Origin of the sequence: Halomonas sp. HP20-15 (assembly GCF_033446685.1) — a bacterium.
GTDB lineage: Bacteria > Pseudomonadota > Gammaproteobacteria > Pseudomonadales > Halomonadaceae > Modicisalibacter.
Genome location: NZ_JAWQLY010000018.1, coordinates 1 through 10,714, shown reverse-complemented (window position 1 = coordinate 10,714; position 10,714 = coordinate 1). Strand labels below are relative to the sequence as shown.

Annotated in this window: 12 protein-coding genes and 2 tRNA genes; 4 read left to right on the top strand and 10 right to left on the bottom strand. The window is 64.4% G+C overall.

From position 1 onward, the window contains the following. The first annotated feature begins 11 nt into the window (after window positions 1–11). Complete coding sequence (locus R6258_RS17595; RefSeq protein ID WP_318453074.1) at window positions 12–401, top strand: Na+/H+ antiporter subunit G; 390 nt, start codon at window positions 12–14, stop codon at window positions 399–401. Window positions 402–465: 64 nt separating this feature from the next. Here the strand turns inward: R6258_RS17595 and hemH are convergent, their stop codons facing one another. After that, a complete protein-coding gene (gene hemH, locus R6258_RS17590; RefSeq protein ID WP_318453072.1) occupies window positions 466–1,455 on the bottom strand; it encodes a ferrochelatase in 990 nt (329 codons plus the stop codon). 219 nt (window positions 1,456–1,674) lie between these two features. Here hemH and R6258_RS17585 point away from each other — a divergent pair, with 219 nt between their 5' ends. Continuing rightward, window positions 1,675–2,067, top strand: coding sequence for a DUF393 domain-containing protein (locus tag R6258_RS17585; RefSeq protein ID WP_318453070.1), 393 nt, complete (start codon window positions 1,675–1,677; stop codon window positions 2,065–2,067). 34 nt (window positions 2,068–2,101) lie between these two features. Here R6258_RS17585 and R6258_RS17580 read toward each other — a convergent pair whose 3' ends face one another. The 9 genes from R6258_RS17580 to rnr all read right to left on the bottom strand — a co-directional run bounded on the left by R6258_RS17580 (window position 2,102) and on the right by rnr (window position 10,161). Continuing rightward, entirely contained in the window at window positions 2,102–2,404 is a 303-nt protein-coding gene (locus R6258_RS17580; protein ID WP_318453068.1) for a DUF6482 family protein, read from the bottom strand. 342 nt (window positions 2,405–2,746) lie between these two features. Further along, window positions 2,747–3,046, bottom strand: coding sequence for a hypothetical protein (locus R6258_RS17575; protein WP_136066213.1), 300 nt, complete (start codon window positions 3,044–3,046; stop codon window positions 2,747–2,749). Between the two features lie 116 nt (window positions 3,047–3,162). Then, on the bottom strand, window positions 3,163–4,551 hold the full coding sequence (gene dnaB / locus R6258_RS17570; RefSeq protein ID WP_318453066.1) for a replicative DNA helicase: 1,389 nt from the start codon (window positions 4,549–4,551) through the stop codon (window positions 3,163–3,165). Between the two features lie 196 nt (window positions 4,552–4,747). After that, complete coding sequence (gene rplI / locus R6258_RS17565) at window positions 4,748–5,194, bottom strand: 50S ribosomal protein L9 (protein WP_318453064.1); 447 nt, start codon at window positions 5,192–5,194, stop codon at window positions 4,748–4,750. Between the two features lie 15 nt (window positions 5,195–5,209). Continuing rightward, on the bottom strand, window positions 5,210–6,061 hold the full coding sequence (locus tag R6258_RS17560; RefSeq protein WP_318453062.1) for a hypothetical protein: 852 nt from the start codon (window positions 6,059–6,061) through the stop codon (window positions 5,210–5,212). A 13-nt stretch (window positions 6,062–6,074) separates the two neighbouring features. Continuing rightward, window positions 6,075–6,302 (bottom strand): 30S ribosomal protein S18, encoded by a 228-nt coding sequence (gene rpsR / locus R6258_RS17555; protein ID WP_031382360.1) that lies wholly within the window; start codon window positions 6,300–6,302, stop codon window positions 6,075–6,077. Window positions 6,303–6,328: 26 nt separating this feature from the next. Beyond that, entirely contained in the window at window positions 6,329–6,727 is a 399-nt protein-coding gene (gene rpsF, locus R6258_RS17550; RefSeq protein WP_318453057.1) for a 30S ribosomal protein S6, read from the bottom strand. A gap of 150 nt (window positions 6,728–6,877) precedes the next feature. Continuing rightward, on the bottom strand, window positions 6,878–7,747 hold the full coding sequence (rlmB, locus tag R6258_RS17545; protein WP_318453055.1) for a 23S rRNA (guanosine(2251)-2'-O)-methyltransferase RlmB: 870 nt from the start codon (window positions 7,745–7,747) through the stop codon (window positions 6,878–6,880). Continuing rightward, window positions 7,744–10,161, bottom strand: a complete 2,418-nt coding sequence (gene rnr / locus R6258_RS17540) for a ribonuclease R (protein ID WP_318453054.1) — start codon at window positions 10,159–10,161, stop codon at window positions 7,744–7,746. The genes rlmB and rnr overlap by 4 nt, the downstream gene beginning before the upstream one ends. Window positions 10,162–10,357: 196 nt before the next feature. Between rnr and R6258_RS17535 the strand changes: the two genes are divergently transcribed. Next, window positions 10,358–10,444: transfer RNA gene (locus R6258_RS17535), tRNA-Leu, on the top strand. Window positions 10,445–10,526: 82 nt separating this feature from the next. Further along, window positions 10,527–10,613 (top strand) — tRNA-Leu (locus tag R6258_RS17530). Window positions 10,614–10,714: the final 101 nt, after the last annotated feature.

The window sequence follows — 10,714 nt, the reverse complement described above, 5'->3', positions numbered from 1 at the left end:
AGGGCTGAGAAATGATCGGTTTCTATACCGTGATGGAGGGCGTGATCGCCTTCTTTATGGTGGCCGGCGGCATCTTTGCCTTCATCGGCGCGCTGGGCCTGACCCACCTGCGCGATTTCTACATGCGCCTGCACGGCCCGACCAAGACCACCACGCTGGGCGTGGGCTGCGTGCTGATCGCCTCGATGTGCTACTTCAGCCTGGTCAAGGAGGGCCTGAGCTATCAGGAGCTGCTGATCACCGTCTTCCTGTTCATTACCGCGCCGGTGTCGGCACACCTACTGGCCAAGAGCGCCCTGCATCAGAAGCTCGCCCGTTTCGAGCATACGAAAGACGATATCGCCGAACTCAGGGAGCAAGGCGAGGATGACCAGCCCGAGAGCCCGGGTCGCCAGCCCTGACCCCGCCCGCAGGGGCCGGCAGCGCTAGCACCCGAGCCATCAGCCGGGACTCTATCGACCGGAGCTACCAGCCGCGGCTGTGCTGCTCGACGAGCTGCGCCAGCAGGTCGATATGATCGCGACGATCGTTGAGTGCCGCTATGTAGCGATAGATCTTGCCGCCGGCCGCGGCGAAGTTGTCGCGGTTCTCCACCTCGAGCTCCTCGAGCGTTTCCAGGCAGTCCGCGGCGAACGCCGGGCTGATGATGTCGACGTGCTCGACGCCCTCTTGGCCCCAGGCCTTGAGCGTCATGTCGGTATACGGCTTGAGCCACTCCTCGCGACCGAAGCGCGACTGATAGCTCATCAGCCACTCGTCGTCGGCGAGCCCCAGCTCGGCGGCCAGCAAGCGGCTGGTGGCCTGGCAATGCTGCGGATAGGGATCGCCGGACTCGGCATAGCGCTTGGGGATGCCGTGATAGGAGACCATCAGCCGCCCGCGCTCGCCATCGTGCTTGCGCCAGTGCTCGCGCACGCTTGCCGCCAGCGCGCCGATGTACGCCGGATGATCGTGGTAGTCGCGGACGAAGCGCAGCTCAGGCAGGTGCGGGCAGGGTTTGAGGGCGCGCGCCAGACGGTCGAACACCGCCGCGGTCGTCGAGCGCGAAAACTGCGGGTACAGCGGCAGCACCAGAATGCGCTCGGCCCCGGCATCGCGCAGCGCCTTGCCCGCCGCCTCCATGCTCGGCTGGCCATAGGTCATGGCCAGCTCGACCGGAATCGTCTCGTCGAACCGCTCGGCGAGACGCTTGGCCAGGGCACGCTGCTGGCGCCGGCCGATCGCCAGCAACGGCGACCCGTCCTCCCCCCAGATCGCCGCGTAACCCTTGGCGACCTTGCGCGGCCGGATGCGCAGGATCACTCCATGCAAGATCAGCCACCATAGCGGCCGCGAGACATCGATCACCCGTTCGTCCCACAGGAACTCCCCCAGGTAACGCCGCACCGCCTCGGGAGTCGGTGCATCCGGGGTGCCGAGGTTGGCCAGTAATACACCGAAACGGGCGTTGGGCATGACGGTCTCCTTGCGGGTGCGATTCGGGAATTGTATCAATGAGGCCGGCCGCTACGGGAATTAACTGATGCTATCGGCGACATTTGTAAAAGGTTTGTATAAATAACCAGCCGCCTGTGACTATGCTGCCAGAACGGGTGCATGATGTTGGAATGCCGAGCCTCGCCCGATTCTACGCACTGGTGCGTGCCTCACCGACTGAAGTGAGATCGATCATCGATGACGATACCCAACTCGCCGGCGCACGCCCGTGCGCCGCTGACACTGCTCTATGACGGCGCCTGCCCGATCTGCCAGCGTCAGGTCGCCTGGATCCAGCGCCACCCTCATCGCGAGCGGGTGCGCTGCGTGGACATACGCGCCAGGAATTTTTCCGCGAACGCCTGGGGGCGTAACTGCGAGGAGTTGCTGGGCCGGATGTTTGCCCAGGACGGCGGGGGAAAATGGTTCGCGGGGATGGATGCGGTACGCGCGATGCTCGCCCTGCTCGGCTACCGGCGGCTGGTCTGGCTATCGCACCTGCCGGGACTCAAGCCATTGCTCGACCGGCTCTACCTGACAGTGGCCCGGCATCGCTTTGCGCTGGGACGCTGGCTGCCTCCGCTGCGCTGAGCCAGGTCTGGTAACCAACAATCGCCGAAAAGCCTCAGAAGACCAGCGGCATGCGTGACGCCAACGGCTCCTGATAGTGGGCCTCGCGCCCGACCACCTCATCGTGGGCGACGAACTGCACCAGATAGGCGCGATGAATTCCGGCCCGCTTGAGCTCCAGATAGACGTCATCCAGGGCACGAAACAGCATCGGCTTGCCACGCCGGGTCAGCAGGTGCCTTTCGCCTTCGATATCCTCGATCTCGACCTGATAGCAGCGACTACCGGCGTGGCTGATGACGCGTACTTCGAAATTGACATGATTGCGGACGTACTCTTCGAGCGAATGAATATCCATGCTCCCTCCTTTGTAGTAATGCACGTACGGGGCGTTGGCTTCCTGCCAAGCTAACCGGAGCAGATGACAGCGATGTTGCGCCTGACGCGCCTTTGTCGATGCCGCGTCATGAAGATGTCTCGTTGCGCAAAGGCTATGAGCGCCCGGGCTTTAGACACGCATGGCAACGAAGGCAAGACATCGCATCGCATCGAGTTGATCGATCGGTCAGACCATCGATCGGGAGGGAAGTTCAGCGCTTTAATGGGCGCAAAACACCAGACCCGACAACGCGGGGGCGTGGTCAGGCCTGGTAGAAGGCGCGGAAGCTCGCGCCGAGCACGATTGTCCCGGGTCGTCGGTTCAGTCGCGCTGGAAGGTCGCGGGATCGATGGCGATGCCCAGCGAATTGCGATCCACCCAGTTGCCGGCCTTGGTCTCCTTGTAGCGGAACACCACGTAGTCGCCCTCGCCGACCGGCAACTCGGCGTCCTCGGTCTGGTAGCTATAGGTCACCCCGTCGACCACCAGCGCGTAGCGGTAAAGGTCCGGCATGCCCAGCCATTCCTTGAACGGCCCCTCGCGCGACACGCTCTCAAGCGTTCCACGCGCCTCAAGCTTAGGGGTCCGGTTACGATTGCCACGACGAAATCCACCCGCCATGCGTATCTCCTTGTCGACTCTATTGGATGGAAACCGTTACTGCCTGACCGCTACTGCCACGGGGGCGGCATTATACGGCTCCCGACGCGCGGCTCAACCGTGCTGGCCGGCCGGCATCATTCGCCGAAGTGCTGGCCGTAGCTATCGGGTGCCAGGTCCTCGAAGCGCGTGTACTTGCCGATGAAGGCCAAATGCACGGTGCCGATCGGCCCGTTACGCTGCTTGCCGATGATCACCTCGGCCAGCCCCTTGTTATCGGGATTGTCCTGATTGTAGACCTCATCGCGGTAGACGAAGGTAATCACGTCGGCGTCCTGCTCGATGGCCCCCGATTCACGCAGATCCGACATCACCGGACGCTTGTTGGGACGTTGCTCCAGCGAGCGGTTGAGCTGCGACAGCGCCACCACCGGGCAGTCGAACTCCTTGGCCAGCCCCTTGAGCGAGCGCGAGATCTCCGAGATCTCGCCGGTACGGTTCTCGGAGAACCCGGGGATCTGCATCAGCTGCAGATAGTCGATCATGATCATGCCCAGGTTGCCGTGCTCGCGGACCACGCGACGGATGCGCGAGCGCATCTCGTTGGGCGACAGCGCCGCCGTATCGTCGATGAATAGCTTCTTGTCCTTGAGCAGATTGACCGCCGAGGTCAGTCGCGGCCAGTCCTCGTCCTCGAGCTGGCCGGTCCGCACGCGGGTCTGGTCGATGCGCCCCAGCGACGACAGCATGCGCAGCATCAGCGACTCGGCGGGCATCTCCATCGAGAACACCATCACCGGCTTGTCGCTGGAGATCACTGCATGCTCGACGATGTTCATTGCGAAGGTGGTCTTTCCCATCGACGGGCGCCCGGCCACGATCACCAGGTCCGAGGGCTGAAAGCCCGAGGTCATGTCATCGAGGTCGCGAAAGCCCGACGACAACCCGGTCATCTGGCCCTGCATGTTGAACAGTTCGTCGATGCGGTCGACGGCCTTGGAGAGCAGCTCGCTCATGCCGATCGGGCCGCCCATCTTGGGCCGCGACTCGCTGATCTGGAACACCAGTCGCTCGGCTTCGTTGACCAGCTCGTCGGAGGGGCGGCCCTGCGGCGCGAACGAACTTTCGGCGATCTGATTGGCAGCCTGGATCAGCTTGCGCAGAGTGGCCCGCTCGCGAACGATGTTGGCATAGGCGCGAATGTTGCTGGCCGAGGGCGTGTTGCGCGCCAGGTCGGCGAGATAGCCCAGGCCGCCCACGGTATCGAGCTGGTCGCGGGACTCCAGGGCTTCGGAGAGCGTCACCACGTCGAGCGGATGGCCACCCTCGGCAAGCGGGATCATGGCGTTGAACACCAGACGGTGTTCGTAGCGGTAGAAATCGTCGGCGACCAGCAACTCGGACACGGTATCCCAAGCCGAGTTGTCGAGCATCAGCCCACCGAGTACCGACTGCTCGGCTTCCAGCGAATGCGGCGGCACCTTGAGGGCGGCGGTTTCCTGATCGAGTTCCAGGGCGTCACTCATGGACGAGACTTCCAACAGTGGAGGAGCGCGGCGGGGCAATGCCCGAACGAGGCCATTCTAACCCAGGGGTCCAGCAATCGCAGGACCGAACATGCCCGGTGCAGTACGTCTGTCGACCCCACAAAATAAAAGCGCGGCAGCCGAAGCTGCCGCGCTCGATCAACAAGGTCCGGCACAGCGACCTTGGGGCCGCGACTTACTCGGCGACGACCACGATACGCACGGTGGCGTCGACTTCCGCATGCAGGTGCAGTTGGATGTCGTACTCGCCGGTGGCACGCAGCGGGCCTTCGGGCATGCGCACTTCGCTCTTGGCGACGTCGATGCCGGCCTGGGCCAGGGCATCGGCCAGGTCGCGCGGACCGATCGAACCGAACAGCTTGCCTTCGTCGCCGGCCTTGGCGACCAGCGACAGCTCGATGTCGTTGAGCTGTTCGGCACGCGCCTCGGCCTCACGCTTACGCTCGACGGCCTGGGCTTCCAGTTCCGCACGCTGCGTTTCGAAGGCTTCGACGTTGTCCTTGGTAGCCGGCACGGCCAGGCCGTAGGGCACCAGGTAGTTACGACCGTAGCCGGGCTTGACGGTGACCTTATCACCCAGAGCACCCAGCTTACCGATATTGTCGAGCAGAATGACTTCCATCTCGTTAACCTCTTGTCATTGGCTGCGGGCCAGGCGTGCGCGGAAGTCCGCGAACGTATCCAGACAACCCAACAGCAGCACAATCAGAATCATGGGCCAGGTGGTCAGCAACAATATGTAGAACGCCACCAGCCATAACCCGTTCATCCCCTTGAGACCCACCAGGCCGTGTACCAGCGCCACACCGCTGACCAACAGCGGTATCCAGCCGAGCATCGGCAACGCCGGTACCGCGAGCAGCGCGCCGATCACCGCCAGGGCGATCAATAGCAGTAGCTCGCGGCCCTGCAGCCGCAGGGCATGGAACTCGGCGCGAAAGCCGCCGGGGTTGTACAACCCCGCCTGCCAGCTACGCGCCAGCGCCAGGCAGACCACCGCGGCCAACGTGACGATCAGCCCGGTGATACCGCCGATCAGCAGTATCGCGAGCTGCTCGGTGGCCACGCCCTGGGCGCTCAGTTGGTCGAGCATGCCGCGAATCTCGGTCGAGCTCTGGCGCAGCTGCTCGAGCAGCGGGCCGGCACCGCCCGGCGGCAGGAAGACCCCGAGCTGAACCAGCACGGCGGCCACCAGCGTGCCGACGATCAGCGCCTCGCTCCAGCGCATTCGCGCGCGCAGCACGACGGCCATCAGCGTCACCAGCAACAGGCTGGCCAGCGGGATGGTATCGCCCTGCACCCACCACCAACCGGTGGGCAGCGCGGCGGCGGCGATCACCGGCAATGCCGGCGCCAGACCGCGACGCAGCGTCACCAGAGCGGCGACGGCGGCACTGAACCAGAACAGCCAAGGCACCAGGGCGGCAAGCGCCGCGGCACCAGCGGCATGCGGCGTGCCACGCATTACCCAGCGGGCCAGGGGCAACATCACTTGCTATCGCTTACTGGTGGCTGTCGGTGTACGGCAGCAGGGCCAGGTAGCGTGCGCGCTTGATCGCCGTGGACAGCTGACGCTGATAGCGTGCCCGCGTGCCAGTGATGCGGCTGGGGACGATCTTGCCGGTTTCGGTGATGTAGGCCTTGAGGGTATCGATATCTTTGTAATCGATGTACTTCACGCCTTCGGCGGTGAAGCGGCAAAACTTACGGCGACGGAAAAAGCGTGCCATGGGTCAACTCCTCCTGGATGGGCGAATCAGTTGGCTTCTTCAGCGGTTTCGGAACGCTCGGCGCGGGGCCTGTCGGACTTCTCTTCACGACGGCGACCCTTGTCCTCGGCCGATTTCATCATCGGTGAGGCTTCCGTAACGGCTTCCTTGCAGCGCACAACCAGGCTACGGATGATGGCATCGTTGAAGCGGAAGATGTTCTCGATCTCGTCGAGCGTCTCGCCGCGGCATTCGATGTTCATCAGCACGTAGTGAGCCTTGTGGATCTTGTTGATCGGGTAGGCCAGGTGACGGCGGCCCCAATCCTCGAGACGATGCACGGTACCGCCATTTTCGGTGACGAGGCTGGTGTAGCGCTCGACCATGGCCGGAACCTGCTCGCTCTGGTCCGGATGGACCATGAACACGATTTCGTAATGACGCATGGTATCTCCTTACGGTTTGACAGCTTCCCAGTGGCGACAGACGACGCTGGCCATGAGGAAGCAAGGAGTCAGTGTGATTAACTGGGTGGGTGTTCGAAGAACCGCATTATTGTAGTGATGACGCCCGCTGCATGCAATAGCGGCCGGCTTTCAGCCGGCCGCTGTCCGCCGGCGCTGGCGAACCGCCTCGTAGAGGCAGATGCCGGTGGCCACCGAGACGTTGAGGCTCGATACGCTACCGGCCATGGGCAGCGTGACCAGGCCGTCGCAGGCTTCGCGGGTCAGACGCCGCAGGCCCTTGCCCTCGGCGCCCATGACCAGCGCGCAGGGTCCGGTAAGATCGATGTCGTACAGGCTCGAGCCGGCCTCGCCGGCGGTGCCGGTGATCCACACACCCGACTCCTTCAGCTTGGCCATGGCGCGCGCCAGGTTGGTGACGCGATAGACCGGCACGGCTTCAGCCGCTCCGCAGGCGACCTTGCGCACGGTGGCGTTGAGCGGCGCGGCCTTGTCCTTGGCGACGACGATGCCGTGGGCACCGGCGGCATCGGCACTGCGCAGGCAGGCGCCGAAGTTGTGCACGTCGGTGACGCCGTCGAGAATCAGCAACAGGGGCGGCTCGGCATGGGGCCAGCCGCCCAGACGGTGCCACAGCTCCTCTTCACTGTGCGCCGCCAGTGGCGGGCAGAAGGCGATCACGCCCTGATGGCTGCCGCCCTGGGCGAGCTCGTCGAGCACTTCGCGCGGCTGCTCGACCAGGCGCGTCCCGGCCTGCCGGGCGGCGGCGAGCAAGTCGTTCAAGCGCTGCTCGGCGGCGCCGGCCTGAAACCACAGCTCGCGGGGCGCCTCGCCGCGTTCGGTCAACGCGGCCACCGCATGCACGCCGAACACGCTGTCCAGCCCCGCGGGGGGCGTGGGCAGGGCGCCGCGCCCACGCCCGGCGCCTTTCTGCTGCGCATTAGCCTGTTGCGGATAACGCGCGCGCGAGGGTTTGTTGCGCGGCCCACCGCTACGACTCATGAACGCTCCCGGGCGGGCTTGTCGGTGCCGCCGCCTCCCGAGCCACCACCGCGCTCCTGCTTGCCGGGGCGCGGCTTACGCCGCCGCGACTTCTTGCGGGCCGGCTTGTCACCCTCGCCGCCGCCACCGGCGGAACTGGTTCCCGGCTTGCGCGGCGGACGCTGGCGTCGCGGCTTGTCGTCGACCAGTTCGAAATCGATCTTGCGATCGTCGAGGTCGACCCGCGCCACCTGCACGGTAACGCCATCGCCGAGACGGTAGGCCATGCCGCTACGCTCGCCCTTGAGACGGTGCTTTTCCGCCTCGTAGTGGTAGTAGTCGGACGGCAGCGAGGTGACGTGCACCAGCCCCTCGACATACACCGCGTCGAGGCGCACGAAGATGCCGAACTGGGTCACCGAGGCGATGGTACCGTCGAACACCTCGCCGATCTTGTCGGACATGAACTCGCACTTGAGCCAGTCGGTGACGTCGCGGGTGGCGTCGTCGGCGCGCCGCTCGGTCATCGAGCAGTGCTCGCCGAGCTCCAGCATCTGCTCGAAGGTGTAGGGTGCCCACTTGCTCGGCGGCTCGACCGGCGCCCCCTCGGCTCGCAACACGGTATTGGTCTGGCGCGGACCGCGGATCACCGAGCGGATGGCGCGGTGCACCAGCAGGTCCGGGTAGCGGCGAATCGGCGAGGTGAAATGGGCGTAGGCCGGATAGGCCAGACCGAAGTGGCCATCGTTCTGCGGCGAGTAGACCGCGCGACTCATCGAACGCAGCATCACCGTCTGGATGACGTCGGTATCGGGACGGCCCTTGATCACCTCGGCCAGGTCGCGGTAATCCTGCGGAGTGGGGTCGTCGCCCCCGCCCAGCGATAGCCCCAGCTCGTTGAGAAACAGCCGCAGCTTGTCGAGGCGCTCCGGTGAAGGCTTCTCGTGAATGCGGTACAGCGCCGGCAGGTCGTGCTTGTCGAGAAAGCGCGCCGTGGCGACGTTGGCGGCCAGCATGCACTCCTCGATGATCTTGTGGGCGTCGTTGCGCGAACGCGGCACGATCGACTCGATCTTGCGCTCGTCGTTGAACAGGATCGCCGTCTCGGTGGTTTCGAAGTCGATCGCGCCCCGCTCCACCCGCGCCTCGCGCAGCAGCGTGTAGAGCGCATGCAGGTTCTTCAGCGACGGCACCAGTTGGCTGTACTGCTCGCGCAGCGCGTCGGCCTCGGCATCCTCGCCATCGAGAATCGCCGCGACCTTGTTGTAGGTCAGCCGCGCATGCGAACGGAATACCCCTTCGTAGAAGCGATAGCGGCTGATCGCCCCGCTCTGCGAGATGTTCATCTCGCAGACCAGCGCCAGCCGGTCGACGTCGGGGTTCAGCGAGCACAACCCGTTGGACAGCAGCTCGGGCAGCATGGGCACCACCTGCCCCGGGAAATACACCGAGTTGCCCCGCGAGATCGCCTCCTGGTCCAGCGCACTGCCGGGACGCACGTAATGCGAGACGTCGGCGATCGCCACCAGCAGCTTCCAACTGCCCGACTTGGTCTTCCAGGCGCACACGGCGTCGTCGAAATCCTTGGCGGACTCGTCGTCGATGGTGACCAAGGGTACGTCGCGCAGGTCGATGCGGTGGTGCTTGTCCTCCTCGGCGACTTCGGCGGACATGCTGGCGATCTCGTCCTGAACGTCGGGCGGGAACTCGGCAGGGATCTCGTAGCTGCGGATGGCGATGTCGATCTCCATCCCCGGATCCATGCGCTCGCCGAGCACCTCGACGATTTCGCCGACCGGCTGGATGCGCGTCTCGGGCTGCTGGGTGATGCGTACCGACACCACCTGGCCGTCCTGGGCGCCGCCGGTGACGCTATTGGGGATGATCACCTCCTGGGCGATACGGGTGTTCTCGGGGATCAGCACGCCGAATTCGTTGGACCGCGCGCGATAGACGCCGACCAGCGTCTGGGTATTGCGCGCCAGCACCTCGACGATGGTCGCCTCGTCGCGCCCGCGGCGGTCGCGGCCGCTGACCCGCACCAGCACGTGATCGCCATGGAATACCCGGCGCATCTGACGCGGCGGAATCACCAGGTCGGGCTTCTTGCCATCGTCACGGAGCAGAAAACCGATGCCGTCGCGATGACCCAGCACCTTGCCCTTGATCAGGTCGAGCTTGTCGATCAGCGCATAGGCGCCGCGACGATTGCGCAGGATCTGACCATCGCGCTCCATGGCGGCCAGCCGCCGGCGCACCGCCTCCTGCTGGTTGTCATCCTCGAGGCCCAGCATGCGGCTCATGTTTTCGTCGGTGATCGGCTTGCCATACTCCTCGAGTCGGGCGAGCAGATATTCGCGGCTGGGAACCGGCTTGTCGTATTTGTCGGCTTCCCGCGCCGCTTGAGGATCGTCGCTTAACGTCCAGTGATTCATACGTGGAGCTTCCTTGAATTGAATTGTTCGGGCGGCAGCGAGCGCGGCAAGCGAGAAAAGACGAGTGCGTATAATGTCATGCGCGCAGTATAGCGCCGCGCGGGATGCGACCCAACCATTGCCGCTACGCCGCCTTGCAAATCCGCTTTTCGCCTCTTGCATTCGGGCACGGAATCGGTATGATTCGTGGCCACTTGCCCAGGTGGCGGAATTGGTAGACGCGCTAGCTTCAGGTGCTAGTATCCTTACGGATGTGGAGGTTCAAGTCCTCTCCTGGGCACCAAAACGACGAAGCCTTGCTTGTTGAGGCGATGTCGGGGTGAAAGTCCCTGATTTGCAGTACCCCGATCGATGGCTGTGTATTCGCCCAGGTGGCGGAATTGGTAGACGCGCTAGCTTCAGGTGCTAGTGTCCTTATGGACGTGGAGGTTCAAGTCCTCTCCTGGGCACCACGCGAATACAGGCCGGCATGATACGCCCAGGTGGCGGAATTGGTAGACGCGCTAGCTTCAGGTGCTAGTATCCTTACGGATGTGGAGGTTCAAGTCCTCTC

What these genes read in the sequence shown, in the direction of transcription:
- R6258_RS17595 (WP_318453074.1), top strand. Translation starts at nt 12, where the DNA reads ATGATCGGTTTCTATACCGTGATGGAGGGCGTGATCGCCTTCTTTATG.
- hemH (WP_318453072.1), bottom strand. Translation starts at nt 1,455, where the DNA reads ATGCCCAACGCCCGTTTCGGTGTATTACTGGCCAACCTCGGCACCCCG.
- R6258_RS17585 (WP_318453070.1), top strand. Translation starts at nt 1,675, where the DNA reads ATGACGATACCCAACTCGCCGGCGCACGCCCGTGCGCCGCTGACACTG.
- R6258_RS17580 (WP_318453068.1), bottom strand. Translation starts at nt 2,404, where the DNA reads ATGGATATTCATTCGCTCGAAGAGTACGTCCGCAATCATGTCAATTTC.
- R6258_RS17575 (WP_136066213.1), bottom strand. Translation starts at nt 3,046, where the DNA reads ATGGCGGGTGGATTTCGTCGTGGCAATCGTAACCGGACCCCTAAGCTT.
- dnaB (WP_318453066.1), bottom strand. Translation starts at nt 4,551, where the DNA reads ATGAGTGACGCCCTGGAACTCGATCAGGAAACCGCCGCCCTCAAGGTG.
- rplI (WP_318453064.1), bottom strand. Translation starts at nt 5,194, where the DNA reads ATGGAAGTCATTCTGCTCGACAATATCGGTAAGCTGGGTGCTCTGGGT.
- R6258_RS17560 (WP_318453062.1), bottom strand. Translation starts at nt 6,061, where the DNA reads ATGTTGCCCCTGGCCCGCTGGGTAATGCGTGGCACGCCGCATGCCGCT.
- rpsR (WP_031382360.1), bottom strand. Translation starts at nt 6,302, where the DNA reads ATGGCACGCTTTTTCCGTCGCCGTAAGTTTTGCCGCTTCACCGCCGAA.
- rpsF (WP_318453057.1), bottom strand. Translation starts at nt 6,727, where the DNA reads ATGCGTCATTACGAAATCGTGTTCATGGTCCATCCGGACCAGAGCGAG.
- rlmB (WP_318453055.1), bottom strand. Translation starts at nt 7,747, where the DNA reads ATGAGTCGTAGCGGTGGGCCGCGCAACAAACCCTCGCGCGCGCGTTAT.
- rnr (WP_318453054.1), bottom strand. Translation starts at nt 10,161, where the DNA reads ATGAATCACTGGACGTTAAGCGACGATCCTCAAGCGGCGCGGGAAGCC.